The 25,970-nt window shown below is 67.5% G+C and carries 24 protein-coding genes, 1 rRNA gene and 1 pseudogene; 21 read left to right on the top strand and 5 right to left on the bottom strand.

Annotated elements, in window-relative coordinates:
- The 7 genes and pseudogenes from rrf to recN all read left to right on the top strand — a co-directional run.
- Nucleotides 1-91 (top strand): 5S ribosomal RNA (rrf, locus tag ACFWPX_RS29580); the annotation flags it as partial.
- A 1,924-nt stretch (nucleotides 92-2,015) separates the two neighbouring features.
- Nucleotides 2,016-2,915: pseudogene (locus ACFWPX_RS29575) on the top strand (hypothetical protein); the annotation flags it as partial.
- A 273-nt stretch (nucleotides 2,916-3,188) separates the two neighbouring features.
- A complete protein-coding gene (locus ACFWPX_RS29570; RefSeq protein ID WP_378930885.1) occupies nucleotides 3,189-4,082 on the top strand; it encodes an HAD-IIA family hydrolase in 894 nt (297 codons plus the stop codon).
- Nucleotides 4,083-4,095: 13 nt separating this feature from the next.
- Nucleotides 4,096-4,377, top strand: a complete 282-nt coding sequence (locus tag ACFWPX_RS29565) for a hypothetical protein (protein WP_378930883.1) — start codon at nucleotides 4,096-4,098, stop codon at nucleotides 4,375-4,377.
- A gap of 1 nt (nucleotide 4,378) precedes the next feature.
- A complete protein-coding gene (locus tag ACFWPX_RS29560) occupies nucleotides 4,379-5,200 on the top strand; it encodes a TlyA family RNA methyltransferase (protein ID WP_378930881.1) in 822 nt (273 codons plus the stop codon).
- Nucleotides 5,197-6,126: an NAD kinase gene (locus ACFWPX_RS29555; protein WP_378930879.1), complete on the top strand. Its 930-nt coding sequence runs from the start codon at nucleotides 5,197-5,199 to the stop codon at nucleotides 6,124-6,126. Before ACFWPX_RS29560 ends, ACFWPX_RS29555 begins: the two co-directional genes overlap by 4 nt.
- Nucleotides 6,126-7,895: a DNA repair protein RecN gene (gene recN / locus ACFWPX_RS29550; RefSeq protein ID WP_378930877.1), complete on the top strand. Its 1,770-nt coding sequence runs from the start codon at nucleotides 6,126-6,128 to the stop codon at nucleotides 7,893-7,895. The genes ACFWPX_RS29555 and recN overlap by 1 nt, the downstream gene beginning before the upstream one ends.
- Before the next feature lie 47 nt (nucleotides 7,896-7,942).
- Here the strand turns inward: recN and ACFWPX_RS29545 are convergent, their stop codons facing one another.
- The 3 genes from ACFWPX_RS29545 to ACFWPX_RS29535 all read right to left on the bottom strand — a co-directional run bounded on the left by ACFWPX_RS29545 (nucleotide 7,943) and on the right by ACFWPX_RS29535 (nucleotide 10,191).
- A complete protein-coding gene (locus ACFWPX_RS29545; RefSeq protein WP_378930875.1) occupies nucleotides 7,943-8,362 on the bottom strand; it encodes an SRPBCC family protein in 420 nt (139 codons plus the stop codon).
- 256 nt (nucleotides 8,363-8,618) lie between these two features.
- Entirely contained in the window at nucleotides 8,619-9,767 is a 1,149-nt protein-coding gene (locus tag ACFWPX_RS29540) for a zinc-binding dehydrogenase (protein WP_378930873.1), read from the bottom strand.
- A complete protein-coding gene (locus tag ACFWPX_RS29535; RefSeq protein WP_378930871.1) occupies nucleotides 9,760-10,191 on the bottom strand; it encodes a 4-oxalocrotonate tautomerase family protein in 432 nt (143 codons plus the stop codon). Before ACFWPX_RS29535 ends, ACFWPX_RS29540 begins: the two co-directional genes overlap by 8 nt.
- A gap of 50 nt (nucleotides 10,192-10,241) precedes the next feature.
- Here ACFWPX_RS29535 and ACFWPX_RS29530 point away from each other — a divergent pair, with 50 nt between their 5' ends.
- The 12 genes from ACFWPX_RS29530 (at nucleotide 10,242) to der (ending at nucleotide 23,009) form a co-directional block, all read left to right on the top strand.
- The gene (locus ACFWPX_RS29530; RefSeq protein ID WP_378930870.1) at nucleotides 10,242-10,880 is read left to right on the top strand and encodes a TetR/AcrR family transcriptional regulator; all 639 of its coding nucleotides are present in this window, start codon (nucleotides 10,242-10,244) and stop codon (nucleotides 10,878-10,880) included.
- Between the two features lie 205 nt (nucleotides 10,881-11,085).
- A complete protein-coding gene (gene steA, locus ACFWPX_RS29525; protein ID WP_378917303.1) occupies nucleotides 11,086-12,285 on the top strand; it encodes a putative cytokinetic ring protein SteA in 1,200 nt (399 codons plus the stop codon).
- The gene (locus ACFWPX_RS29520) at nucleotides 12,282-13,223 is read left to right on the top strand and encodes a copper transporter (protein ID WP_378930896.1); all 942 of its coding nucleotides are present in this window, start codon (nucleotides 12,282-12,284) and stop codon (nucleotides 13,221-13,223) included. The genes steA and ACFWPX_RS29520 overlap by 4 nt, the downstream gene beginning before the upstream one ends.
- Before the next feature lie 194 nt (nucleotides 13,224-13,417).
- Nucleotides 13,418-15,139, top strand: a complete 1,722-nt coding sequence (locus ACFWPX_RS29515; protein WP_378917301.1) for a CTP synthase — start codon at nucleotides 13,418-13,420, stop codon at nucleotides 15,137-15,139.
- 21 nt (nucleotides 15,140-15,160) lie between these two features.
- Nucleotides 15,161-15,796, top strand: a complete 636-nt coding sequence (locus ACFWPX_RS29510; RefSeq protein WP_378917299.1) for an NUDIX domain-containing protein — start codon at nucleotides 15,161-15,163, stop codon at nucleotides 15,794-15,796.
- A 39-nt stretch (nucleotides 15,797-15,835) separates the two neighbouring features.
- A complete protein-coding gene (gene xerD, locus ACFWPX_RS29505; RefSeq protein WP_378930868.1) occupies nucleotides 15,836-16,768 on the top strand; it encodes a site-specific tyrosine recombinase XerD in 933 nt (310 codons plus the stop codon).
- Between the two features lie 250 nt (nucleotides 16,769-17,018).
- The gene (locus tag ACFWPX_RS29500; RefSeq protein WP_378917330.1) at nucleotides 17,019-17,852 is read left to right on the top strand and encodes a ParA family protein; all 834 of its coding nucleotides are present in this window, start codon (nucleotides 17,019-17,021) and stop codon (nucleotides 17,850-17,852) included.
- On the top strand, nucleotides 17,849-18,733 hold the full coding sequence (locus tag ACFWPX_RS29495) for a segregation and condensation protein A (protein ID WP_378917295.1): 885 nt from the start codon (nucleotides 17,849-17,851) through the stop codon (nucleotides 18,731-18,733). The genes ACFWPX_RS29500 and ACFWPX_RS29495 overlap by 4 nt, the downstream gene beginning before the upstream one ends.
- A gap of 70 nt (nucleotides 18,734-18,803) precedes the next feature.
- Complete coding sequence (gene scpB, locus ACFWPX_RS29490) at nucleotides 18,804-19,460, top strand: SMC-Scp complex subunit ScpB (RefSeq protein ID WP_378917293.1); 657 nt, start codon at nucleotides 18,804-18,806, stop codon at nucleotides 19,458-19,460.
- An 8-nt stretch (nucleotides 19,461-19,468) separates the two neighbouring features.
- Complete coding sequence (locus ACFWPX_RS29485; protein WP_378930866.1) at nucleotides 19,469-20,854, top strand: pseudouridine synthase; 1,386 nt, start codon at nucleotides 19,469-19,471, stop codon at nucleotides 20,852-20,854.
- A gap of 38 nt (nucleotides 20,855-20,892) precedes the next feature.
- The gene (gene cmk, locus ACFWPX_RS29480) at nucleotides 20,893-21,597 is read left to right on the top strand and encodes a (d)CMP kinase (RefSeq protein ID WP_378917328.1); all 705 of its coding nucleotides are present in this window, start codon (nucleotides 20,893-20,895) and stop codon (nucleotides 21,595-21,597) included.
- A complete protein-coding gene (gene der, locus ACFWPX_RS29475) occupies nucleotides 21,594-23,009 on the top strand; it encodes a ribosome biogenesis GTPase Der (RefSeq protein ID WP_378930864.1) in 1,416 nt (471 codons plus the stop codon). The genes cmk and der overlap by 4 nt, the downstream gene beginning before the upstream one ends.
- Before the next feature lie 52 nt (nucleotides 23,010-23,061).
- Here der and ACFWPX_RS29470 read toward each other — a convergent pair whose 3' ends face one another.
- Nucleotides 23,062-23,658: a TetR/AcrR family transcriptional regulator gene (locus ACFWPX_RS29470; protein ID WP_378930862.1), complete on the bottom strand. Its 597-nt coding sequence runs from the start codon at nucleotides 23,656-23,658 to the stop codon at nucleotides 23,062-23,064.
- Nucleotides 23,659-23,748: 90 nt separating this feature from the next.
- On the opposite strand from ACFWPX_RS29470, the gene ACFWPX_RS29465 reads away from it, so the two are divergent.
- Both ACFWPX_RS29465 and ACFWPX_RS29460 read left to right on the top strand, forming a co-directional pair.
- On the top strand, nucleotides 23,749-24,636 hold the full coding sequence (locus ACFWPX_RS29465; protein ID WP_378930860.1) for an alpha/beta fold hydrolase: 888 nt from the start codon (nucleotides 23,749-23,751) through the stop codon (nucleotides 24,634-24,636).
- Nucleotides 24,637-24,811: 175 nt separating this feature from the next.
- Nucleotides 24,812-25,087 (top strand): YggT family protein, encoded by a 276-nt coding sequence (locus tag ACFWPX_RS29460; protein WP_378917283.1) that lies wholly within the window; start codon nucleotides 24,812-24,814, stop codon nucleotides 25,085-25,087.
- A 9-nt stretch (nucleotides 25,088-25,096) separates the two neighbouring features.
- Here the strand turns inward: ACFWPX_RS29460 and ACFWPX_RS29455 are convergent, their stop codons facing one another.
- Nucleotides 25,097-25,951, bottom strand: coding sequence for a helix-turn-helix transcriptional regulator (locus tag ACFWPX_RS29455; RefSeq protein WP_378917281.1), 855 nt, complete (start codon nucleotides 25,949-25,951; stop codon nucleotides 25,097-25,099).
- Nucleotides 25,952-25,970 lie beyond the last annotated feature (19 nt).

Here is a 25,970-nt window from a genome sequence, read left to right as displayed (position 1 = left end):
GCCCGGTCCCATTCCGAACCCGGAAGCTAAGGCCACCTGCGCCGATGGTACTGCACTCGACAGGGTGTGGGAGAGTAGGACACTGCCGGAACATCCTTCGCGATAGGGGACCCTTATTTGGGTCCCCTATCGGCGTTTGTGGACTCGATACGGGTTCGGTACGCCAGGCGGACGATGCCCCGTCCTTCGTCCGTGGTTGAATTCTTAGTGGCGGGGCCATGACAACACTCCCCGGAGGCCGGGGAACCTAGAGAGGGATCGCCGTGTCGGAACACAACGACGGACGGAAGCCTTTCCGCCGGGACGGAGACGCCCCCGGTTTCGGCCGGCGAGGCGAACCGACCGATCGCCCCCGCGGCGGACACGGTGACAATCGCGGCTCGGGCCGTGGCGAAGGCGGCGGATTCCGCCGTGACGACGCCGGCCGAGGAAGCAGCGCCGGGCGTGGTGGTTCCGATCGTGGCAGCTCCGATCGGGGTGGATTCCGTCGCAATGACGACAGTCGCGGCTCCGGTCGTCCCGAGGGCCAGCGTGGCGGATACAACCGCGACGATCGTGGCAGCAGCGGCGGCGACCGTGGCGGATTCAAGCGCAGTGACAGTGGCGACCGTGGCGGTTATCAGCGCCGCGATGACGCCGGTCGCAGTGGCTCCTCCGGTCGCGGTGGTTTCGACCGCGGCGGCGACCGTGGTGGATACCGCGGCAGCAACGACGACCGCCCCCGTGGTGGTTCGGATCATGGCGGCTCCTCCGATCGCGGTGGCTACCAGCGCCGCGACGACAGCAACAAGGGCGGCTACCCCAAGCGTGACGATGCCGGTCGCGGCGGTTACCCGCGGCGCGACGACAACGATCGTGGCGGCTACCAGAAGCGTGATGACAACGATCGCGGTGGATTCAAGCGCAGCGACAGTGGCGACCGTGGCGGTTATCAGCGCCGCGATGACGCCGGTCGCGGTGGTTCCGGTGACCGTGGTGGATTCAAGCGTGACGACCGTGGCAGTGACCGTCCGTCCGGTGGTTTCGACCGCGGCGGCGACCGTGGTGGATTCCGCGGCAGCAACGACGACCGCCCCCGTGGTGGTTCGGATCGTGGCGGCTCTTCCGATCGCGGTGGTTACCAGCGCCGCGACGACAGCAACAAGGGCGGCTACCCCAAGCGCGATGACGCTGGTCGTGGCGGCTACCCCAAGCGTGACGACAACGATCGCGGTGGATTCAAGCGCAGCGACAGTGGCGACCGTGGCGGCTACCAGCGCCGCGACGATGCCGGTCGTGGCGGCTCGAGCGACCGTGGTGGATTCAAGCGTGACGACCGTGGCAGTGACCGTCCGTCCGGTGGTTTCGACCGCGGCGGCGATCGCGGTGGATACCGCGGCAGCAATGACGATCGTCCCCGTGGTGGTTCGGGCGGAGGGTTCCGTCGCGGTGAAGGCGACGACCGTTCGCGCGGCAGTGCCGATCGCGGGAGTGACCGTGGCGGCTTCCGTCGCAATGACAGCGACGATCGCTCGCGCGGTGGTTCGGATCGTGGCGGTTACCCCAAGCGCGACGACAAGGGTGGTTACCCGCGTCGTGACGACAGCAACAAGGGTGGCTACCCGCGTCGCGACGACAACGATCGCGGGCCCCGACGGGACGACGATCGTGGTCGCGGCGGATTCAAGCGTGATACCCGCGCCGGTGGCGGTCAGGGGCGGTTCGTCGGCGAGGACGGCAAGCCGCTCAACGGCACCTACCGTGAGAAGCGTACTGAGCGCGAAAGTGATGTGCTCGGCGTCGTCTCGGCAGCGGCTGCTCCCGACATCGACGAGTCGACCATCGATGACAGCACGGCCGGTCCGTCGGACAACATCACCGCAGCAGCGACCGAGAAGCCGGAAGCGTCCACTGAGCAGTCCGAGGATGCGGGCACCGAACGCGATGAGCCCAGCGCGGCTCCGGTAGCCGACGCGGATACAGCCGACGACGAGCGTCCCCGTGGCGCGGATCGCGAGGATCTTCCTCGTGACGAGTCCGACAGCGACCGCGCGCCGGGTGATTCGGATCGGGACGAAAGTCCGCGTGGCGAGCGCCGTGGATTCGCGGATCGTGGTGCCCGTTCGGACCGTGACGACCGTTCGCGTGGCGGCTCGGAGTCCGGTGGGGCGCGGTCGGGTGACTTCGGCGATGATCGCCGACGTGGTGGTGAAGGTGCTCGTACGACGGGTGGTCGGCCGGATGATCGCCGTGCGGCTCGTCCAGAGGAGCCCGATCTGCCCGAGGACGTGCAGGCCTCTGATCTGGATCCGGCCGTGCGCCGCGATCTGCTGAGTCTGGACAAGAACAACGCCGATTCGGTGGCCCGGCACATGGTGATGGCCGTCGAGCTGCTCGAAGACGACCCGCGCCTCGCGCTGGCACATGCTCGGGCCGCGCGGCAGCGTGCGGGCCGCATCGCGGTGGTGCGTGAGACCGCCGGTGTGGTGGCCTACCACGCCGAGGAGTGGGCCGAGGCGCTGTCGGAGCTGCGGACCGCACGACGCATGTCGGGTGGTGCAGGGCTCCTCGCGGTGATGGCTGACTGCGAGCGCGGTCTCGGCAGGCCGGAACGGGCCATCGAGCTCGGTCGCAGCGAGGAAGCGCAGACGCTCACCGGTGACGAAGCAGCCGAGCTGCGCATGGTGGTCGCGGGCGCCAGGATGGATCTGGGTCAGTTCGACCAGGCCGTGGTGACGCTGCAGGCTTCCGATCTGGATCCGTCCCGCACCGGTTCCGCCGCCGCGCGCCTGTTCTACGCCTACGCCGACGCGCTGGTGGCGGCAGGCCGGACCGATGACGGCCTGCAGTGGTTCCTCAACGCCGCGGCCGCCGACCTCGACGACGAAACCGACGCCGAGGAACGGGCAACCGAGCTCACCGGCGACGCGCAGTAGAAAGCAGCACAGGGCCGCAGGCGAGGAACTCCCGAAAAGTTCCCCGCCTGCGGCCTTCTGTATGCCGGGGCGGTGTGCCGGCGTCGGCGATCCTGCTCGCGACGCGCTGGCCGCGGACGTGGAACCGGGCACACCGCGCCCGAACGCTCGCCCCATGCCCGATCATGAAGGGTGCGAATGCTATTCGACAGCCGAGGAGAACCGAAGCTGTCGGTGCCTTCGCCTAGGGTCGCGGATGTGCTCGACCCGGCAGTGACGACGGAGTGAGGGTGGATGGACCGGCTACGCGATCAATACGACGCTTTGCTGCTCGACCTGGACGGAACGCTGTACCGCGGACCCGAGGTCATCGAGGGTGCTCCCAAAGCGCTTGCACCGAACGGTGATTCGGCCCAACGTTTGGTCTATGTCACCAACAACGCCGCGCGCGGCCCCGGTGCCGTGGCACACCACCTGGACGAGCTCGGCTACCCGGCCACCACAGCTGATGTGGTGACCAGTGCGCAAGCCGCCGCCCGCATGCTGGCCGAACGTCTGAGCCCCGGTGACAGGGTGCTCGTCGTCGGAACCGACGATCTGGCCGCGGAGGTGAAGGCCGTCGGCCTCGATCCCATCCGCCGGTTCGGCGACACCCCACCGGCGGCGGTCGTGCAAGGCCACTCGCCGGCAACCGCGTGGCCCGACCTCGCCGAAGCCGCCTATGCCCTACGTGCCGACGCGCTGTGGATCGCCGCCAATACCGACCGCACCCTGCCCAACGAGCGTGGCCTCGCCCCTGGCAACGGCTCGATGGTCGCTGCCCTGGCCACCGCCTCCGATCGTGAGCCGCTCGTAGCGGGCAAGCCCTACGCGCCGCTGATGGAAAACGCGATCGAGCGAGCGGGCACGCGCCGCGCCCTCGTTGTCGGTGACCGTCTCGACACCGATATCGAGGGAGCCAACGGCCTCGGCCTCGACTCGCTGCTGGTGCTGACCGGAGTCAGCACACTCGACGAGGTGATCAGCGCACCAGCGGCCCGGATCCCTACCTACATCGCCGCCACCCTCGACGCCCTCAACGACGCCGTCGTGGCCGAGCCCGCCGCGCCTGCGGACATCGCGGACCTGTTGCGACAGTATCCAGGCCGGGCGGTACGGGTGCGCGCGGTCGATTCGGAAATCCGATAGCGTTGACGCCACGATGAGTACTGCGAGTTCACCGCCGAACGGCGCGTCACAGCCACCCCGGCCCGGGATTCCCGTGCCGGGCGCACACCTGCCCGGCGCCCCGGCGCAGGAACCGGCAGATCCGGGCAGGATCAAGGCCGACGTCGATGCACTGCTCGCCGAACTCGGCCCGCGTCCCGCCGTGAGCCCGGCGGAGAACACCGAGACCGGCGCCGACATCACCCGCCGTGCCCGCATTCTCGAGCAGGCGCACGAGGTACTGGTGGACGCGCTGGCGACAGTGGACAAGATCTGAGGTGGCCAGGAGAGCGCGCGTGGACGCCGAACTGGTTCGCCGCGGATTGGCGCGATCGCGAGAACACGCGGTCGAACTGATCAGTGCGGGCCGCGTCCTGATTGCCGGAACCGTCGCCGTGAAGCCGGCGACGGCCGTGGAGACGGGAACCCCGCTGATCGTGCGGGAAGAACCCGACGAGGTGTCGTGGGCCTCGCGTGGTGCGCACAAACTGCTCGGCGCACTCGAGGCGTTCGAACCCGAGGGGCTCGGCATCGCGGGTAAGCGGTGCCTGGACGCGGGCGCGTCGACCGGCGGGTTCACCGACGTGCTGCTCAACAAGGGCGCGCGGGAAGTGGTCGCGGTCGACGTCGGCTACGGCCAGCTGATCTGGCGACTGCAGAACGACGACCGGGTTCGGGTGTTCGACCGTACCAACGTGCGCAACATCACCGCCGAATCCATCAGTGGCACAGTCGAAATCGTCGTCGGTGACCTGTCGTTCATTTCGCTCGGGCTGGTCCTGCCTGCCCTGGCTGCCTGCGCGGCCGACGGTGCTGATCTGCTGCCGATGGTGAAACCACAGTTCGAGGTAGGCAAGGATCGCGTCGGCTCGGGTGGGGTGGTGCGTGACCCGGCGTTGCGTACCGAGGTGGTGTGCGATGTGGCGAACGCCGCGGCCGCGCTCGGATTGCGCACCCTGGGTGTGGTCGCCAGTCCGCTGCCCGGTCCGTCGGGCAATGTCGAGTACTTCCTGTGGCTGCGCAAGGTCGGCCCGTTCGACCACGACGCCGAACAGGTGCGGGCGCTGGTCGCGCACGCTGTCGAGGAGGGTCCGCAGTGAGTACGCACGCCGGCGGCAGGGAGATCCTGCTCGTCGCCCATCCCGGCCGCGCGGAGATCATCGAGACCGCGCACCGGGTGGCGAAGATCTTCGCCGAAGCGGGCATCTGCCTGCGGGTGCTGGCCGACGAGGCCGACAGCACCCGGTTCGAAGACGAAGCCGGATATCCGGTGCGCGTGGTGCCGCACAGCCCGTCCGCTGCGCGGGGCTGCGAGATGGTGCTCGCCCTCGGCGGTGACGGCACCTTCCTGCGCGCGGCCGAACTCGGCAGACCCGCGGGCGTGCCGGTGCTCGGAATCAACCTGGGCCGCATCGGCTTTCTCACCGAAGCCGAGGCCGAGAACCTCGACGAGGCACTCTCGCAGGTGGTCGATCGCGACTACCAGGTGGAAAACCGGATGACCATCGACGTCACCGTGCGCGTCGACGACACGATCGTCGAACGTGGCTGGGCGCTCAACGAGGCCAGCCTCGAGAACGCGCAGCGGATGGGTGTGCTGGAAGTGGTGCTCGAGGTGGACGGGCGGCCGGTCTCGGCGTTCGGCTGCGACGGCATCCTCATCTCGACCCCCACCGGGTCGACCGCCTACGCGTTCTCGGCGGGCGGGCCGGTGGTGTGGCCCGAACTCGAGGCGATGCTGGTGATCCCGAGCAACGCGCACGCGTTGTTCGCGCGGCCACTGGTGACCAGCCCGGAATCGCTCATCGCGGTGGAAACCGTGGCGACCGGGCATGATGCGATCGTGTTCCTCGACGGCAGGCGCACCCTCGCGTTGCCGCGTGGCGGGCGTGCCGAAGTGGTACGCGGCGAACGTCCGGTGCGGTGGGTGCGGCTCGATTCGGCGCCCTTCGCCGACAGGATGGTGCGCAAGTTCCAGCTGCCGGTCACCGGCTGGCGGGGCAGACAGCGAACGGAAGAGCACTGATGCTGACAGAGATCAGGATTGACGGACTCGGTGTCATCTCGACGGCCACCGCACAGTTCCACGCGGGTCTGACCGTGCTCACCGGTGAGACCGGTGCGGGCAAGACCATGGTCGTCACCAGCCTGCACCTGCTCAGTGGTGCGCGCGCTGACGCGGGACGAGTACGCCTCGGCGCGGCGAAAGCCGTGGTGGAGGGCCGTTTCGTCGTCGATGACGTGAACGAGGCGGCGCGCGCGGCGGTCGGAGAGGTGCTGGAATCGGCGGGCGCCGAGGCCGACGAGGACGGCAGTGTGATCGCGGTCCGCACCGTCAACAGCGACGGGCGCTCGCGCGCGCACCTCGGTGGGCGCGGGGTGCCCGCCGCGGTACTCGGCGAGTTCACCTCCCGGCTGCTGACCGTGCACGGCCAGAACGACCAGTTGCGGTTGCAGCGGCCCGAACAGCAACTCTCGGCACTCGACCAGTTCGCCGGCGACGGCGTCGCCGGACTGCTGCGCAAGTACCAGGTGCACCGCCGGTCCTGGCTGGACGCGCGCACCGAACTACTCGAACGCACCGCGCGCAGCAGGGAATTGGCGCTCGAGGCCGATCGGCTGAAGTATTCGCTCACCGAAATCGACGGCATCGCGCCCGAACCCGGTGAGGACACCCACCTTGTCGCCGAGATCCGCAGGCTCAGCGATCTCGATTCGCTGCGCGAGGCGGGCGTCGCCGCGCACGAGTCGCTGTCGGGTCCGACCGACGCACCGGCTGACGGCGGTGGCGTGCTCGATCTGCTCGGTGGTGCCCGCGCCCGCCTGGATTCCGCCGACGACCCGGCGCTGGCGGCGCTGGCTCCACGTCTGGGCGAGGCGATCGCGGTGGTGGTCGACGTGGCCACCGAACTCAGCAGCTATCTGTCGGAATTGCCGTCCGATCCCAGCGCACTGGACTCGATGCTCAACCGTCAGGCCGAGCTCAAATCCCTGACCCGCAAATACGCGTCCGATATCGACGGCGTGATCGCGTGGGCCGACGAGTCGCGCTCACGCCTGGACTCGCTCGACGTGTCCGAGGACGCGCTGGCCAAGCTGGCGGGTGAGGTCGAGACCGCCGCGGGCAAGGTGCGCGAGGCGGCGCGCAAACTCAGTGCCGCGCGCGCCAAGTCGGCGGGCAAGCTGGCGAGCGCGGTGAGCACCGAGCTCGGTGGGCTGGCGATGGGCAAGGCGCGTTTGGAAGTCCAAGTCCGTCCGCTACCGGCCAGTGCCCAGGATTCGGCGCCGCTCGAGATCGGCGGGGTGCAGCTACACGCCGGGTCCAACGGCTGCGACGAGGTGGAATTCCGGCTCTCCGCGCATTCCGGCGCGCAGTCGCTGCCGTTGAGCAAGAGCGCTTCCGGCGGTGAACTCTCGCGGGTGATGCTCGCGCTCGAGGTGGTGCTCGCCGGTTCCGATCACGGCGCGACCATGGTGTTCGACGAGGTCGACGCCGGTGTCGGTGGCCGGGCCGCGGTGGAGATCGGCAAGCGCCTGGCGCGCCTGGCCCGCACCCACCAGGTCATCGTCGTGACCCACCTGCCCCAGGTGGCGGCTTTCGCCGACACCCACCTGGTGGTGAACAAGTCCGACGATGGAAAAGGCAAGGTGGACAGCGGCGTTCGCACGCTGACCGACGACGAACGAGTGGTGGAACTGGCACGCATGCTCGCGGGTCTGGACGACACCGAGACCGGCCGTGCGCACGCGGAAGAACTACTCGAAACCGCCAGGGCCGAGCGGTTGCCTGCCTGAAGAGCAACGGCGTCGCCTGCCGAAACGGCTGGCGACGCCGGCTTCGATCAGCGCAGGGCTTTGCGCACGCCGCCGATGAGCTGGTTGGTCAGCTGACGCAGGCCGAACTCGAGCACCGGCGCGGGTACGGGCAGCGACGGCTCGGACTCCATCGAATACACCACGCGGGTACCGCCCTCGCTGGTATCGGCGAAGGTGACGATGCCGACATGGCGTTTGACCGGCGCGCCCTTGACGATCTTGTATTCCATCCGCTCGCCGGGGACCAGCGCGGTGATCTCCTCGGTGACGCCTGCCTTGCCGAAGCCGAGCAGGTGCTGGGCGCCGACGCCGGTGGCCGGATCGCCCGCTTTGACGAGCTTGACCTGGACCGGCAGGTACGGGCTGACGCTCTCACGCTCGGTGAAGAGGCGGTAGACGATGTCGCGAGGTGCGTCGAAAACCGTCTCGACGGTGCTGCGTGCCATGAATGTGTCTCCTGTCCGAGATATCTGTGACCCGCAGCATACGGGTAGTTGCCGCGATCGTTCCGATCTGGCCGCCGTGGTGTCGACGAACCAGCGGTACTGGGTGTTGTGGATGCGGTGACCCGTCAGAAGTCGTTGTGGCGCACCGCGACACCTGCTGTCCTAGGTGTTCGGCCGGTTTCGTGTGCGTTCGACCTCGCGGATCGCCGACCGGTCAGCGCGACCGCGATCCCGCGGCCGCCGCTCTCAGTGCGTCCTATCCCTGATTCGTTTCGGCGGTGTGGACAGGGTCACGGCGCAGGACCAGTTTGGTGGTGTGGGCTGTGTAGGCCTGGGGTGCGTCCTCCCAGTCGGCGGTGAGAGTGGTGACCAGCTCGGCTGGGAAGTCTTGTCGCGCAAGGAAATCCAGGAGTTCGGGCAGGACCGGTCGTACGTTGGAGACGCCGATCTTCAAGGTGGCGTCGTTGGCGTACATGTGCATGAGTGGAACCTTGGTGCCCGGCGGTAGGTAGTAGCCGACGGGCTGGCAGAACCCGCCCGGAGCAAGCGAGCGCAGGGCGAGATCGACACCGGTGGCCGTAGATGTGCCCTCCACGGCGATGTCGTAGTCGCCGCGCGGGATATCGGAGTGCCGCAGACGGCGCTTCGAAGCCGCAGCATGTGCTCGGGCGCCGAGCTTTTCGGCGATTGCGAGTCGTTCGGGCCGGTGGTCGACATAGTCGACGACCTCCGCTCCGTGCCGGACCGCGAGACCTGCCGCATACAATCCGATGCTCTGTGCGGCACCGCCGAGGACGAGGACCTTGCCTCCCGGGCGGTGCCGCAGCGGCGGGACGACGCAACGCCAGGCGTCGGCGAGGTTGTCGCTGGCTGCCGCTACCCGGACGGGGTCGACGCCGGCGGGAACCGGCACGAGCATGTGGTCAGCGAACGGGATGCGCAGCAGGTCGGCAACCATGCCGCCCCAGGAACCGCTCGCCGGTCCGAACCCGAAGGCCGCCAGCGTCGAGGTGCGGGTGGTGGTGCACTTCGCGGTGAGCCCCCTGAGGCATTCGCGGCAGTCGCCGCACGACACTGCCCACGGGACCACGACCACATCACCACGGCGCAGCGTGGTGATGTCGGCGCCGACCTCGATCACCTCGGCGACGCACTCATGCCCGATGGCGAACGGCCCCTGGAACGGGACCGGCCCGCAAATACTCGCTACGGCCGGATCGATCAGTCCGGTTCGCAGGCCGAGTTGCATTGCCCGCGAGACGTGGCGGTGGATCGGCATCGTGTCGCCGTCGCAGCGCCCAGCGACAAATGGACGCACCAGCGCGTCGCGCGAATCCTGGAGCACCGGGGTCGGGCGTTCCCGCCACTCCAGGTGTCCGGTGCGGATGAACTGCAGCTCACGCATCCGCGCGCCGCCCCTGCGCGAGTGCGGCGAGTTCCTGGAACTTCACTATGGTGCCCGCGGCGCCCCAGGTGCCCTCCGGCTGGTCGTGGACGAGCACCCACACGCGCAGGGCATCAGCTTCGGTGAGGCCTGCCGCGGCGAGGATCAGGTCGGTGACCTCCTTGACGAGTCCGGCTTTGCGGCGCTCCGAGAGTCCACCCGCCGGAACTGTCACTTTCACCAGGAACCGGGCGAGCTCGTCTTCGAGTGCCGCGAAGCCGGCGTCGGCGGCCTCTTCGATGTGGCACCAAGCCTGTGCGCGGAAGAACGCGTTGTCGGGCGCGCCTTCCCATTTCAGCAGCGCCGCGGGCAGCGACTTCATCAACTCGGCGCGCGCCTCGGCGGCCAGCGCCCCGGCGGGGCTGGTCAGATGAATCATCGGCATGATGCGCTCCTTCGGGCGGGGTCGAACGCCTTATGACGCTCGTTATAATTATGGAACGCTACTATATGACGGTTGTTATAGCCAGGGAGGTGAGCGTGCCGAGCAAACCAGTGGATTCTCCGGATTCGCGCCAGAAGCTGGTGGTGGGTGCCGCCGACCTGATCCGTCGCCGCGGCCTCGGTGCTACGAGCGTGCGTGATCTAGCGAAACACGCGGGCGCGCCGTTAGGGTCGACCTATCACTACTTCCCCGGCGGCAAAACGCAACTGGCCACCGAGGCGGTCACCTACGCGGGCGACCTCACCGCGTCGATACTGGAGCGTGAGCTCGGCAATGGTCCCGTAAACGGGCTGCGCGCCTTTCTTCACATGTGGCGGAAGATCGTGGTGGACACTGACTTCCATGCGGGCTGTCCGGTCCTCGCAGTCTCGATCGAAGACTCGCCGGATGCCGAGGGGGCTCCTCGCGAAGCGGCAGCGGCGGCCTTCGTGAAGTGGGCCGAACTGCTCGCGATGTCGTTGTGCGCACACGGTGCCGAGCGGCCCGACGCGGAACGCACCGCCACCTTGATCATCGCCGCCGTCGAAGGAAGCGTGGTGATGTGTCGCGCGCAACGCAGCACCCAACCCCTTGATCGCATCACAGACCAGCTCGAACTCCTGGTGCAGATTGCGCTCAATGGCCGGTAGCGCTCAACCGCTCCTCTCCGGGCGAGCGTCGTGATCGGGGCGTTGATCGAGCTGTGGACGCCGAAGGCCGACCAGGACCGGCGACCGTGGTCTCAGGTCCCTGAACTGCGGTAGCGGTGGCGTCGATCGGTCACAGTGACGAATGCGAGCGGTGGTTCGGCGCGCCTCCACCAAAGGTTGAGGGTTTGGCTTCATCATCGGCCTCATGAAGATGCCGGCGTTGTTGTCACGGAACACGGAAACGCTGCCCGGTGTCGCCGGGATCGCCCGGGTGGATCGCGATACCGGCCGATTGCTGCGGCGGGTCGGGCCGGGGGATGTGGTCGTTCTCGACCAGACCGACCTGGACCGCCACACCGCCGACCGGCTGGTCGAGGCGGGGGTGCTTGCGGTGATCAACACCTCCCCGTCGATTTCCGGGCGGTATCCCAATCTGGGACCGGAAGTGCTGGTGGCCAATGGGATCGTGCTGATGGACACGGTGTCCTCCGATGCGTTCGGCAGGATCAAGGACGGCGCCAAGGTGCGTATCGACGGCGGCATCGTCTACGCCGACAAGCTGACCAAGAAGGAACCCGAGGTCCTGGTCGAGGGCATCGAATTCGACGAGTCGGCGATCGCCGACCGGATGATCGAGGCGCGCATCGGCCTTGCCGACCACCTCGACGCGTTCGCGGGCAACACCACCGAATTCGTGCGCACCGAGAGCGCGCTGCTGATCGACGGTGTCGGGGTGCCCGATATCGAGCTGAACATGCGCAACCGGCATGTGGTCGTGATCGCCGACGGCTCCGGCCATCTCGCGGAATTGCAGCGGCTCAAGCCGTTCATCAAGGAGTACGCGCCGATCCTGATCGGCGTCGGCAGCGGCGCCGACACGTTGCGCAAGCTCAAGTACACGCCCGACCTGATCGTCGGCGATCCCGACGAAATCAGCACGGAGACACTGAAATCCGGCGCCGAGATGATCCTGCCCGCCGACACCGACGGCCACGCGAAGGGGCTGGAGCGGATTCAGGATCTCGGCATCGGTGCCACCACGTTCCCGTCCTCGGGTTCGCCGACTGACCTGGCGCTGATGCTCGCTGATCATCACGGCGCGTCGCTCATCGTGCTGGCAGGCGCGCCCGCGTCGCTCGAGGATTTCTTCGACCGTGGCCGTCGCGACAGCAACCCGGCCACCTTCCTGACCCGGTTGAAGGTCGGCGCGAAACTGGTGGACGCGAACGCGGTGTCGACGCTGTATCGCCACCGTTCCGCCGGTGCCGCGCTGGCGCTGGTGGTGCTGGCCGCGCTCGTGGCGATCGTGGTGGTGATCTTGGCCTCGCGCAACGGCTCCGAGGTGCTGGACTGGGCGATCGAATACTGGAACAGCTTCGTCCTGTGGGTGCGTGGTCTGCTGTGATCTCGCTGCGTCAACACGCCATCTCGATCGCGGCGATCTTCCTCGCGCTGGCGGTCGGGGTGGTGCTCGGTTCGCACACCCTCGCCGGCGACATGCTCGTGGGCCTGCGCTCGGACAAGACCGACCTGAACACCCAGGTAGACGCACTGACCGCCCAGAACGACCAGCTCACCGCCCGCCTCGACGCCGCCGACCGTTTCATCGCGGGCTCGGCGGCCCGAATCCTGAACGGCACCCTGGCCGACCGCACCGTCGTCGTCCTCACCACCCCCGACGCCGACCCCGCCGACATCGACGGCGTGAGCCAGTCCCTGCAAACAGCAGGCGCCACCGTGACCGGCCGCATCGCCCTCACCGAGTCCTTCGTCGATGCGGGGGAGGGCGACCGCATGCGCTCCGCCATGACCAACATCGTCCCCGCGGGCGCCCAACTGAACACCGGAGCCGTAGACCAGGGCAGCCTCGCAGGCGACCTCCTCGGCGTTGCCCTGCTCCAAGACCCCACAACCAACCACCCCCGCAGCACCCCCCAGGAACTGTCCCTCATCCTCGAAACCCTCCGAGGCGGCGACTTCCTCACCTACACCGACCCCCCGACGAGACCTGCCCAACTAGCCGTAGTCATCACCGGCAACGGTGTCGAACCCGACACCGGCCAGGGCGCGACTATCGCCCGCTTCACCGGCGCCCTCCGAGCAAGAGCCGCGGGAACAGTCCTCGCAGGCCGCGCAGGCGCCGCCGAGAACAACGCCGCCATCGCCAACGTAAGAGCCCAGGCCCCCCTGGCGACAACAGTCACCACAGTCGACAACGCAGACCGCGAAATAGGCCGAGTAACAACAACACTCGCCCTGACAGAACAACTCACAGGCGGCGCAGGCCGCTACGGAACAGGCCCAACAGCGACCTCGCTGACTCTCGTAGCCATGCCCCGCTGAATGAGAACCTCACCACCTTCCCAAGGCAAGTTCCCGCGACTCGCCTACCGACGTAACAACTGATCACGCAAGAACATGGGTAACTCCCCGGGTACGAGCAAACCCCGCCGCCGACCAACTGCCAGCGGCCGACGCGGCCGTTTACGCACCTCGGTTGCGCTTAAAGATCCGGGGAGGCGGTACAGTGGTGGTCCGTGGGTCATCAACGGAATCAGGCTAAGAATGCCACCAAGCACATCTTCGTGAGCGGTGGCGTCGCCTCCTCATTGGGTAAGGGTCTCACCGCCTCCAGCCTCGGTCAGCTCCTGACCGCGCGCGGCATGCGGGTGACGATGCAGAAGCTCGACCCGTATCTCAATGTCGATCCGGGCACCATGAACCCGTTCCAGCACGGCGAGGTGTTCGTCACCGAAGACGGCGCCGAGACCGACCTGGACGTGGGTCATTACGAACGTTTCCTCGATCGCGATCTCACGATGGACGCGAACGTGACCACGGGCCAGATCTATTCGACGGTGATCGCCAAGGAACGTCGCGGTGAGTATCTGGGCGATACGGTGCAGGTCATTCCGCATATCACCGACGAGATCAAGAATCGCATCCTGGCGATGCAGGGTCCTGATCTCGAGGGGCATGTGCCGGATGTGGTGATCACCGAGATCGGTGGCACCGTCGGTGACATCGAGTCGCAGCCGTTCCTCGAGGCGGCCCGCCAGATCCGTCACGATGTGGGTCGCGACAACGTGTTCTTCCTGCATGTGTCGCTGGTGCCGTACCTGGCGCCTTCGGGTGAGCTCAAGACCAAGCCGACGCAGCATTCGGTGGCCGCGCTGCGCAATATCGGTATCCAGCCCGACGCGCTGATCCTGCGTTGCGACCGTGAGGTGCCGCAGGGTCTCAAGAACAAGATCGCGCTGATGTGCGACGTCGATGTGGAGGCGTGCATTTCCACGCCGGACGCGCCGTCGATCTACGACATCCCGAAGGTGCTGCACAGCGAGGGCCTCGATGCCTATGTGGTGCGCAAGCTCGGGCTGCCGTTCCGCGATGTGGATTGGGCGGTGTGGGGCGATCTGCTCGATCGCGTGCATTCCCCGCGCGAGACCGTCGAGGTGGCGCTGGTCGGCAAGTACGTCGATCTGCCCGATGCCTACCTGTCGGTGACCGAGGCGCTGCGTGCGGGTGGTTTCGCGCATCGCGCCAAGGTGAACATCCGCTGGGTGCCGTCGGACGAGTGCGAAACCGAAGCCGGTGCCATCGCGGCTCTGCGTGATGTCGACGCCGTGCTGATCCCCGGTGGATTCGGCATTCGCGGCATCGAGGGCAAGCTCGGCGCGATCGGCTATGCCCGGCATCGCGGTATCCCGCTGCTCGGCCTGTGCCTCGGTCTGCAGTGTGTGGTCATCGAGGCGGCGCGTTCGGTCGGTATCTCCGACGCGAACTCGGCGGAATTCGAGCCCGACACCAAGAACCCGGTGATCTCGACCATGGCCGATCAGGAAGACGTCGTCGCCGGTGAAGCCGACCTCGGCGGCACCATGCGTCTGGGCGCCTACCCCGCCACCTTGAAGAAGGGCTCGGTTGTCGCGCAGGCGTACGGCACCGAGAACGTGTCCGAGCGGCACCGGCACCGGTTCGAGGTGAACAACTCCTACCGCGACGCCATCGCCAAGAGCGGGCTGGTTTTCTCCGGCACCTCGCCCGACGGGCACCTGGTGGAGTTCGTCGAATACCCGGCTTCGGTGCATCCGTTCTTCGTCGCCACCCAGGCGCATCCGGAGCTCAAGAGCCGTCCCACCCGGCCGCATCCGCTGTTCGCGGCGCTGATCAACGCCGCGTTGAAATATAAACTGGCCGAACGCCTTCCCGTAGACTTCCCGGAGGAAGAGCTCGCGGAGCAGGCCGCGGACGCTTAGGAACATCGGCGATTGGAACGCATGAGCGAGCCCGGTAGTCACGACTTCGAGACGGTGTCGAGCCGGGTGCTCTACAGCGGCGCGATCCTGGCCCTGCGCCAGGATCAGGTCAGGATGCCGGACGGGCGCGTCGCCGAGCGTGAGGTCATCGAGCATCACGGTGCTGTCGCGGTGCTCGCGCTCGACGACGACGGCAATGTGGTGCTGATCCGCCAGTATCGGCATCCGATCGGTACCCGGCTGCTGGAACTGCCGGCCGGGCTGCTCGATATCGAAGGTGAGGACCCGCTCACCGCGGCCAAGCGCGAGCTGGCCGAGGAGACGGGCCTCGCCGCCGCGCAGTGGTCGGTGCTGGTGGATGTGGCGTTGTCGCCGGGCTTCACCGACGAGGCGCTCCGGGTGTTCTTCGCGACCGGTCTCAGCGCCACCGACCGGCCCGATCCCGAGCACGAGGAAGCGGATCTGGAACTGGTGCGGATGCCTCTCGACGAGGCGGTGCGCGCTGCGCTGGCGGGGGAGATCGTGAACGCGACCGCGGTCGCCGGCGTGCTCGCCTATGCCGCGGCGCGGGCGAGCGGGGTACCGATGCGCGCCGCCGACGCGCCGTGGCCCGGTCAGCCGACGACCTTCCTGCGGCGCAAGGCTGCCCAGGCGTGACGACCGCAGCGGTCGGCGGGGACTAGACGGGGCGGGGGCGTGCTCGAGCGGGAGATAGCCGCCTACCTCGACCACTTGGCGGTCGAGCGCGGAGCCGCGCGCAACACCCTCGGTGCCTACCGTCGTGATCTGGCCCGCTACCGGAATTTCCTCGCCGGTCGCGGGGTCGAAAGCTTGGGCGCGGTGGCCCAGGGTGACGTCGCCGAATTCACCATGGCGTTGCGTTCCGGCGGCGCCGATCATCCCGCGCTGGCCGCCGGTTCAGTGGCCAGGGCGTTGATCGCGGTTCGCGGACTGCACCGGTTCGCCGCCGCCGAGGGCATGACCGACACCGATGTGGCGCACGCGGTGAAACCACCCGCGCCGGGTCGGCGGTTACCCAAAGCGCTGCCCTACGACCAGGTTCTGCGACTTCTCGAGTCGGTGGGCGGCGAACCGGACGGCTCCGAAGGGGGACCGCGCGGACTGCGCGACCGGGCACTGCTGGAACTGCTCTATTCCACGGGCGCGCGGATCTCGGAAATGGTCGGCCTCGATGTCGACGACATCGATGCCGAACAACGCTGTGTGGTGCTGCACGGCAAGGGCGGAAAACAGCGCCTCGTCCCGATCGGACGCCCGGCGCTCGCATCCGTCGAGGCGTATCTGGTGCGTGGTCGTCCCACCCTCGCCGCGAGCGGAAAAGGTTCCGGCGGAGCGCTTTTCCTCAACGCCCGCGGCGGCAGACTGTCACGGCAGAGCGCCTGGCAGGTATTGCAGACCGCCGCCGAACGCGCCGGGATCGGCGCGACGGTCTCACCGCACACCCTGCGTCACTCCTTCGCCACCCACCTGCTCGACGGTGGCGCCGATGTGCGGGTGGTGCAGGAACTGCTCGGCCACGCTTCGGTGACCACTACCCAGATCTACACCCTCGTCACGGTGAGCACCCTGCGCGAAGTATGGGCCACCGCCCATCCGCGTGCCACGTGAACCGTACCCACCGGTACGTGCTGAGCAGGTATCGTGCGAACACGCCCGGCGTTGCCATGCCGTACCTCACCGGTCCGAGCGGTAGCGTCTACCCAGAGTTGGACCGTACGAAAGCGAGCCGGTCCCGTATCGGCCTCGCTACCCTCGACAGGGGTTACCGGCAAGGAAAACGTATAAGGAGCAGCGGATCGTGACGACAGCGGAAACACCGTGGGACGGTGGACCGGAAGAGGTCGCCGAGGCCGTCGAGATGGGCCCGACAGGCCGCCCGCTGCGACTGGTACCCGATCCACCCCAGGTCCAGCGCCATGGCGACGCACTCGTCGTCGCCATGTGCAATCAGAAGGGCGGGGTCGGAAAAACCACCTCGACCATCAATCTCGGTGCGGCATTGGCCGAATACGGCCGCCGGGTGCTGCTCGTCGACCTCGATCCGCAGGGTGCGCTCTCGGCCGGGCTCGGTGTGGCACACCACGATCTCGAACTCACCGTGCACGACTTGCTGATCGGCGGTAAGGCCAAGGTCGACGACGTGCTGCAGACCACCAAGGTCGACGGCATGGACCTGTTACCCAGCAACATCGACCTGTCAGCGGCCGAGATCCAGCTGGTCAACGAGGTCGGCCGCGAACAGTCGCTCGGCCGCGCCCTCCACGATGTGCGTGATCGCTACGACTACATCCTCATCGACTGCCAGCCCTCGCTCGGCCTGCTCACGGTCAACGCGCTGGCCTGCTCCGACGGCGTGATCATTCCGATGGAATGCGAGTACTTCTCGCTGCGCGGCCTCGCCCTGCTCAACGACACCGTCGAGAAGGTGCGCGACCGGCTCAACCCGCGGCTGAGCCTCTACGGCATCGTGGTCACCATGTTCGATGCGCGCCTGCTGCATTCGCGTCAGGTGATGTCGCGCGTGGTCGAGGTGTTCGGTGATCTGGTCTACGACACCGCCATCTCGCGCACCGTGCGCTTCCCCGATGCCAGCGTCGCCGGTGAGCCGATCACCACCTGGTCGCCGAAATCGGGCGGCGCCGAGTCGTATCGAGCGATGGCACGTGAAGTCATCCACCGGTCTGGCCGGTGATCGGAGCTACACCTGCGGTGCAAGCAGTACCCGAAGACGCGGTGCCGGCCGCGGAGAAACCCGGTTTCCACTTGCGGCTCACCAATTTCGAGGGGCCGTTCGATCTGCTGCTGACGTTGATCAGCTCGCGCAAACTCGATGTCACCGAGGTCGCGCTGCATCAGGTCACCGACGAATTCATCGCCTACACCAAGGCATTGACCGCCGAGCTGGCCGAGAACACCAAGCTGCGCGCGGACAAGATTCTCGATCAGACCACCGAATTCCTCGTCGTGGCCGCCACTTTGCTCGACCTCAAGGCCGCACGGCTGCTGCCGTCGGGCGAGATGACCGACGCCGACGACCTCGAACTCCTCGACGCTCGCGACCTGCTGTTCGCGCGACTGCTGCAATACCGCGCGTTCAAGCAGGTCGCCGAGCTGCTCGCCGAGCTGGAAGCCGCGGCGCTGCGCCGGTATCCGCGCTCGGTGGCGCTCGAGGAGCAGTTCGAAGGGCTGCTGCCAGAGGTCACCCTCGGGGTGGATATCGCCGCGTTCGCCGAGATCGCGGCGGCGGCCTTTCGACCACGCCCGATCGCCGAAGTCGGGCTCGGGCATCTGCACATGCACACCATCTCGGTCGCCGAACAGGCCGAGCTGGTGCTGGCGCTGCTGAAGGAACGCGGGCCCGGTGGGTGGACGACGTTCGCCGAATTGGTGGTCGACTGCACAGTCCCGGTGGAAATCGTGGCGAGGTTTCTGGCGTTGCTGGAGTTGTACCGGGGTAAGACCATCGCCTTCGACCAACCTGATCCGCTCGGGCCCCTTGCCGTCAGCTGGCTCGGCGAGCTCGACCCGGACGCCGAGGCAGCCGCGTTGACTTTCGAGGAGGACTACGGATGATCGGGTCAGGCCCGGAGGCGGTAGCGGAGCGTGACCACGTAGGGCCCTCGATCATCCAGGAAGGCGCAGCATGACAGAGGCAGTGGTGGAATTCACCTCTGAGCCACTCGACGACCTCGAATTGCGCTCGGCGCTCGAGGCGATGTTGCTGGTCGTCGACGCTCCGGCGCCGACAGAACAGCTGGCAGCGGCCCTGGACGACACCACCGAGCGCGTCGAAACCGTGCTGCGCGCGATGGCGGCCGAACTGTCCGCGCGCGGTAGCGGCATCGACCTGCGTTTCGTCGGTGACGGATGGCGCTTCTATACTCGACAGGAGTACGCGCCCTATGTCGAGCGGGTACTGCTCGACGGGGCCCGGACAAAGCTGACCCGGGCCGCCTTGGAAACCTTGGCGGTAGTCGCCTACCGCCAGCCGGTGACCCGCATGCGGGTCAGCGCGGTCCGAGGAGTGAACGTCGACGGAGTGATGCGCACGCTGCTGGCCAGAGGCTTGATCGCGGAAGCGGGTCAGGACCCCGAAACCAACGGCACGTTGTACCGCACCACCGAGTTGTTCCTCGAACGGATCGGGCTCGCCTCGCTCGGCGACCTGCCACTGCTGGCGCCGCTGCTTCCCGGCGTCGATCTGATCGACGAGATCAGCGAGAGCCTGGAAACCGATCCGCGGTTCACCAGGCTGAAGAAACCCGCCGAGTCCGACATGGATCTCGGCACCGACGATTGACAGGACAGATGAATAATTCCGCTCGCCGAGATGGCACACCGGATCGAAGAAATCGCAGCGACCAGCCCCGAAGTGGCGCGAACCGAACCGCGGGTAACCGTGGCGAGGGTACGCGCACCGGGCAGGGTGGCTCCCGCGCAGCGGCACCGAGCCGCCGCGGCACCGGCGCGGGTGGCTTCCAGCGCGGCAATCAGACAGCTGCCAGGTCCGCCGGTAGTTCCCAGCGTGACGCGGAGTCCGGCGGTCGCCGTGGCACCTCCACCGGTGGCTACCAGCGTGACGATCGTCGTGGCGGCTCCGCCGGTGGTGACCGTCGCGGCAGTTCGCCCGGTGGCTACCAGCGTGATGATCGACGTAGCGCCCCGGCCGGTGGCGACCGTCGTGGCCCGTCTGCCGGTGGTTACCAGCGTGACGACCGTCGCAGCACCGGTGCTTCCACCGGTGGCGGTTACCCGCGTGGTGACGCCGACCGTGGACAGCGTGGTGGTACGGCTGGTCAGCGCAGCGGCGCTTCGGCAGGCACCCAAGCCTTCGCGGCTCGCAAGAAGACCGCGAAGCCGCAGAAGAAGGTCGTCGCTCCGACGATCCTGAACAACGCCAAGCCCGCGCGTCACCAGCACGCCGACGTCACCGAGGGCCCCAAGAAGCTCCCGTGGGGCGAAGGCGAACGCCTGCAGAAGGTCCTCGCCAAGGCGGGTGTGGCTTCGCGTCGCGCCGCCGAGGAGATGATCGCCGCCGGTCGCGTCGAGGTCGACGGCAAGATCGTGCGTGAGCAGGGTCTGCGCATCGACGCCGAGAACGCGGTGGTGCGCGTCGACGGCACCCGTGTCGTGGTGCGCGACGAACTGGTGCACCTGGTGCTGAACAAGCCGAGGGGCTGGCAGTCCACCATGTCCGACGATCTGGGGCGCCCCTGCGTCGGCGATATCATCGCCGAGCGGATCGCCGCTGGTCAGCGCCTGTTCCACGTCGGCCGTCTCGATGCCGACACCGAGGGCCTGCTGCTGGTCACCAATGACGGCGAGATGGCGCATCGACTGATGCACCCCTCGTTCGAGGTTCCCAAGACCTACTTGGCCACCGTCGACGGCGAAGTGAACTACCGCTTGGTCGGTAAGCGCCTGCGCGAAGGCGTCGAGCTCGAGGACGGGCCGGCCAAGGTCGACAAGTTCATGGTGCTCGAGGCCTACCAGGGCCGGTCACTGGTGAAGCTCGTGCTGCACGAGGGCCGCAAGCACATCGTGCGTAGGCTCCTCGACGAGGTCGGCCACCCGGTGATCCGGCTGGTACGTACCCACCTCGGCCCGGTGGCACTGGGTGACCAGCGTCCCGGCACGCTGCGGGTGCTCGGCCGCGACGAGATCGGCAAACTCTACGAGGCGGTGCAGCTGTGAACGGTGTGGACTTTCCCTTGGAGTTCGCCGGCGACCGGATGACCGGTGACGCGACGCTCGTCGTCGCGATGGACGGCCCCTCCGGCACCGGCAAGTCCAGCGTGTCGCGTCGTCTGGCGGCGCGCCTCGGCGCCCGCTACCTCGACACCGGTGCCATGTACCGGGTCGCGACGCTGCGCGTGCTGCGCTCTGGTGTCGAGCTGGCGGATGCGGTCGCGATCGCGGAAGCCGTTGCGGCACTGCCGCTTTCCATCGGCACCGATCCCAGCCACGAGGTGATCGAACTCGACGGCGAAGACGTCTCGGACGAGATCCGCGGCGACGCCGTCACCAAGGCCGTCTCCGCGGTTTCCGCGGTGGCGCAGGTGCGCGAGCAGCTCGTCGCCCTGCAGCGTGAGATCGCGGCGATGTCGGGACGCATCGTGGTCGAAGGCCGCGATATCGGCACCGTCGTGCTCACCGGCGCCGACGCCAAGATCTATCTCACCGCCTCCGCGGAGGCACGCGCCGAGCGGCGCAATGCTCAGAACATCCGCGAGGGCCGCGGCGACGATTACGCGGCCGTGCTGGCCGACGTGCAGCGCCGCGACACCCTCGACTCCACCCGCACAGTGTCGCCGTTGCGCCCCGCCGCCGACGCGGTGCTCGTCGACACCAGTGACCTGACGATGGCGCAGACCATCGAGGAGCTGTATCGCGTGGTGGCTCAGCAGCTTTCGGCCACGACAGGAGGTCCGCGATGATCGAAGAGATTCTCGTAGGCGACGGAACCTGGACCGACGAGTCCGAATGGGAAGTCCTCGATATCGATGGGGACGGTGACGGCGAACAGCACATCGCGATGCCGACGCTGGCCGTGGTCGGGCGCCCCAATGTGGGCAAGTCGACCCTGGTCAACCGCATCCTCGGCCGACGCGAAGCGGTTGTCGAAGACGTTCCCGGTGTGACCCGTGACCGCATTTCGTACGAGGCCAACTGGGCCGGGCGCCGCTTCATGGTGCAGGACACCGGCGGGTGGGAACCCGACGCCAAGGGTCTGCAGCAGCACGTCGCTCGCCAGGCCGAGGTCGCGATGGAGACCGCCGACGCGATCCTGCTCGTCGTCGACGCCACGGTCGGCGCGACCACGACCGACGAGGCCGCGGTACGCAAGCTGCGTCGCTCCAAGATCCCGGTGATCCTGGTGGCCAACAAGGTCGACGATCAGAAGGTCGAACTCGAGGCAGCTTCACTGTGGTCGCTGGGTCTGGGCGAGCCGCGCATGGTCTCGGCCGCGCACGGTCGCGGCACCGGTGACCTGCTCGACGACGTGCTCGGCGCGTTGCCCGAGACCCCGCGTGAAGGCACCGCTGTCGCGGGACCGCGTCGCGTGGCACTGGTCGGCAAGCCGAACGTCGGCAAGTCCAGCCTGCTCAACAAGCTGGCAGGCGACGAGCGTTCGGTGGTCCACGATGTCGCGGGCACCACCGTCGACCCGGTCGACTCGCTGGTCGAGCTGGGTGGCAAGACGTGGAAGTTCGTCGACACCGCCGGTCTGCGCCGCAAGGTCTCCAATGCCACCGGCACCGAGTTCTACGCGTCGCTGCGCACGAAGTCGGCGCTGGAGGCTTCCGAGGTCGCGATCATGCTGATCGACGCCTCGGTGCCGATCACCGAGCAGGACCTGCGCGTGATCAGCCTGGTCGCCGAATCCGGTCGTGCGCTGGTGCTGGCGTTCAACAAGTGGGACCTGGTCGACGAGGACCGCCGCTACATGCTCGAGCGCGAGATCGATCGCGATCTGGTGCGGGTGCCGTGGGCGCAGCGGGTCAACATCTCCGCCCACACCGGCCGCGCCGTGGCGAAGCTGGTGCCGCAGATGGAAACCGCGCTCGAGTCCTGGGACAAGCGCATCTCCACCGGCCGCCTCAACACCTGGCTCAAGGAAGTCATCGCGGCCACCCCGCCGCCGATGCGTGGCGGCCGTCAGCCCCGCGTCATGTTCGCCACCCAGGCGAGTACTCGCCCGCCGACGTTCGTGCTGTTCACCACCGGGTTCCTCGAGGCAGGCTACCGCCGCTTCCTGGAGCGCCGTCTGCGTGAGGAGTTCGGCTTCGACGGTTCGCCGGTGCGCATCTCGGTGCGCGTGCGCGAGAAGAAGGAACGCAAGAAGTAATTCGAGCGGTAGACGAGTGGGCCCCGGCGAATATCGCCGGGGCTCTTCGTTTTCAGTCGACGAGCACTCGGTCCAGCAGATGGTCGACCAATTGTGTTGCGCGCGAAGCATAGTCGTCGTTGGTGAGCATTCCCTGTGCCAGCCCACCGACCGCGAGCAGGGCCACCTCGGCATCGGCGATGAGTGTCTTCTCGTCGGCGTCGTGGCCACGCAGCTGCCGTAGTTGTCCCGCGACCGCGTCGACGATGTAGTTCGGTGCTCCCGCGGTGTCGACCGATGCGACATCGGGACCGGTGAGCGTCGCGGCGTGGAAGATGCCGAGAATCACGGCGTCGCACCGACTGGGTTCGTCGAGGGGCAGGACCGAGATCAGGATCGTGCGGACGATCTCGCGCGGACCGGCGTCCGGTCCGAGGGTCGCGAACCCCTTTGCCATCCGGGCACCGGAGTCTTCGACGACCGCGCGGTGTGTGGCGAGCAGGAACTCCCGTTTGGTGCCGAAGTAGTACTGCACCGACCGCACCGAGACCTCCGCTTCGGCGGCGACGGACTGGAAGGTCGCGGCTTCGAGCCCGCCCCGGACGATGACCCGCCGCGCAGCGCTGGTGATCGATCTGCGCCGTTCTTCGTGATCGGCCAAACGTGGCACGTCGCCTCCTTCTGTCCCGGGAGATTTTCATGGTACGCCCATACCACCTTTATGGTACGGTGATATCACCAACGAGAAACAGGGGTGGTCATGGCCAAGATCGGACGGTTCAAGAACGACAAGGCGCGCGAGGAGTACCTGCGGACCTACCAGGAACTGGAGAAACAGTGGACGGTGCCGTCGACCCTGCTCGAGGTCTCCACTTCTTTCGGTTCCACTCGTGTCCGCAAATCTGGTGCGGGAGATGGTGTCCCGATCGTGCTCATGCACTCACTCGGCGCCAACAGCCTGTCCTGGAACCACGTCATCGAGGATTTCGCTCGTGACCGCGTCGTCTACATGCCCGAAATGATCGGCGCTCCCGGCCTGAGCGTGCAGACCGCACCGATCGACGAAAACGGCTTCGGTACCTGGCTCGGCGAGGTTCTCGACGGGCTCGGCGTCGACCAGGTCCATCTGGTCGGTTACTCGCAGGGCGGATGGCAGGCGATGGCGATCGCCACCACTACGCAGCGTCGGCTGGCGAGCCTGACCGTGCTCGAGCCGGGCGGCACGCTGACGAAGATCAAGTGGAGCCTGCTGTGGACGATGATCCGGGTCGGTGCCCGGCCCACCGACAAGAACCTGCGTGCGATGAACGCACGGCTCAACCCCGGCGTCACATTGACCGACGCGGAATTCGACGGGGTGAAGGCAGCGCTGGGGTATGCCCCCTCGATCGGCTACCCGAAGATGTTCACCGACGAGCGGCTGGCCACGATCACCATGCCGACGCTGGTACTGCTCGGGTCGGAGTCGTTGGTGGTCGACTCGCAACTCGCTGAGCAGCGACTGCGCGACAACGTCCCCACCTGCGAAGTCGAGATCTTCCGCGGGGCCGGGCACGGCCTCTTCCACGAGATCCCGAAGCCGGTGACCGCCCGCATTCTCGACTTCACCCGCCGCTACGAGCCGACGGACGCCCGCCACGGGGAGTAGTCGACGCCGCTCGCCATTGCCTTCAGGTGCCACCACGCCGCGCCCGCGATCACGTCGAAATTCGGCCGCAGGCCTGATAATCGACTGAGAACTACCGGGTGGTGGACACCTTGGCAATGTCGGGCACGTTGATAGCGGTAAGAGGTCCTCTGTGGCCTCCGCGAGGGAGTGCGTCATGAGTCTTATCGGAACCCTGGTCGGCTACGTGTTGACCGTGTTCTTGCTGCTGCTGATCGCCCGGTTGGTGGTGGACTGGATCGACGCGCTCGGCAACGGTCCGCAGTGGGCGCGCAAGGCACGGGAGGTGACCCACGCCGCGACCGAACCGGTGATCGCGCCGGTACGCAAGGTGCTGAAGCCGATCCGCATCGGCGACTTCTCCCTCGACCTGGCCTTCACCGCGGTGTTCATCGCCGTCCTGATCCTGCGCGCGGTCGCCTTCAGCCTGTAGTCGAGGTGCTCATCGCCGAGGGGTCGATGAGCTCATGGGAGCATCGACGGCGGGCATGCTGCCGAGCAGAGCCAGTGACTGCTCGGCATCGGAGGCAGGCTCGGCGTGATAGACGACGAGCGTCTGCCCCGGCGCGCCGTTCACCGTGAACGTCTCGTAGGACATGGCGATCTCGCCCACCAGCGGATGGATGAAGCGCTTCTCCCCGGCTGTTTTCGCGCGGACTTCGTGCTTGGCCCAGAGACGGCGGAAGTCTTCGCTCTTCAATGACAGCTCGCCGACCAGTTCTGTCAGGCGTGGGTCGTCGAGATCGGTGCCTGCGCTGACCCGTAAACCGGCCACGGTCTCCGCGGCGATCGCCGGCCAATCCGGAAAAACGTTGCGCGCCTCGGGATCCAGGAACACCATTCTGACCTGGTTGACTCCCGGCGCCGAACAGGAATTCAGCGCGATGGCCAGCGGAGTCGCGGCCAGGACATCCATGTACCGGCCGTAGACCAGCGCCGGAGTGTCCGACCAGGTGCGCATCAGGCGTAGCAGGCTCGGCGTTACCCGTTCCGGTCGTCGCGGTGCCCGTGTGCGCCGCGGCGCCGGGCGCGCCAACTCCCGCAGATGCGCGGTGCCGTCGTCGTCGAGCGAGAACACCCGGGCCAACGCCGCCACGATCTGATCGGACGGATGCTTATCGCGGCCTTGTTCGAGCCGGATGTAATAGTCGGCGCTCATCCCGGCCAGCATGGCGACTTCTTCGCGGCGCAGCCCGGCCACCCGGCGCTGGCCGCCGCCCGCCATCCCGAACTCTTCGGGGCTGACCTGCTGGCGTCGGGCCCGTAGGAACGCCCCGAGACGATTGTCGGAATCCATGTCTTCGAGGGTATGCCGA

This window comes from Nocardia sp. NPDC058518, from assembly GCF_042719655.1.
GTDB lineage: Bacteria > Actinomycetota > Actinomycetes > Mycobacteriales > Mycobacteriaceae > Nocardia.
Note: the sequence above shows the minus strand (reverse complement) of the source record. Positions and strands in the feature narration are given on the sequence as shown.

Excerpts from the sequence above, each read along its gene's own strand:
- ACFWPX_RS29510 (WP_378917299.1), top strand. The coding sequence starts at position 15,161 with ATGAGCGAGCCCGGTAGTCACGACTTCGAGACGGTGTCGAGCCGGGTG.
- ACFWPX_RS29540 (WP_378930873.1), bottom strand. The coding sequence starts at position 9,767 with ATGCGTGAGCTGCAGTTCATCCGCACCGGACACCTGGAGTGGCGGGAA.
- ACFWPX_RS29455 (WP_378917281.1), bottom strand. The coding sequence starts at position 25,951 with ATGGATTCCGACAATCGTCTCGGGGCGTTCCTACGGGCCCGACGCCAG.
- cmk (WP_378917328.1), top strand. The coding sequence starts at position 20,893 with ATGACCGGTGACGCGACGCTCGTCGTCGCGATGGACGGCCCCTCCGGC.
- scpB (WP_378917293.1), top strand. The coding sequence starts at position 18,804 with ATGACAGAGGCAGTGGTGGAATTCACCTCTGAGCCACTCGACGACCTC.
- der (WP_378930864.1), top strand. The coding sequence starts at position 21,594 with ATGATCGAAGAGATTCTCGTAGGCGACGGAACCTGGACCGACGAGTCC.
- steA (WP_378917303.1), top strand. The coding sequence starts at position 11,086 with ATGAAGATGCCGGCGTTGTTGTCACGGAACACGGAAACGCTGCCCGGT.
- ACFWPX_RS29460 (WP_378917283.1), top strand. The coding sequence starts at position 24,812 with ATGAGTCTTATCGGAACCCTGGTCGGCTACGTGTTGACCGTGTTCTTG.
- ACFWPX_RS29500 (WP_378917330.1), top strand. The coding sequence starts at position 17,019 with ATGGGCCCGACAGGCCGCCCGCTGCGACTGGTACCCGATCCACCCCAG.
- ACFWPX_RS29545 (WP_378930875.1), bottom strand. The coding sequence starts at position 8,362 with ATGGCACGCAGCACCGTCGAGACGGTTTTCGACGCACCTCGCGACATC.
- ACFWPX_RS29565 (WP_378930883.1), top strand. The coding sequence starts at position 4,096 with ATGAGTACTGCGAGTTCACCGCCGAACGGCGCGTCACAGCCACCCCGG.
- ACFWPX_RS29535 (WP_378930871.1), bottom strand. The coding sequence starts at position 10,191 with ATGCCGATGATTCATCTGACCAGCCCCGCCGGGGCGCTGGCCGCCGAG.
- ACFWPX_RS29485 (WP_378930866.1), top strand. The coding sequence starts at position 19,469 with ATGAATAATTCCGCTCGCCGAGATGGCACACCGGATCGAAGAAATCGC.
- recN (WP_378930877.1), top strand. The coding sequence starts at position 6,126 with ATGCTGACAGAGATCAGGATTGACGGACTCGGTGTCATCTCGACGGCC.
- ACFWPX_RS29465 (WP_378930860.1), top strand. The coding sequence starts at position 23,749 with ATGGCCAAGATCGGACGGTTCAAGAACGACAAGGCGCGCGAGGAGTAC.
- ACFWPX_RS29570 (WP_378930885.1), top strand. The coding sequence starts at position 3,189 with ATGGACCGGCTACGCGATCAATACGACGCTTTGCTGCTCGACCTGGAC.
- ACFWPX_RS29530 (WP_378930870.1), top strand. The coding sequence starts at position 10,242 with ATGGAACGCTACTATATGACGGTTGTTATAGCCAGGGAGGTGAGCGTG.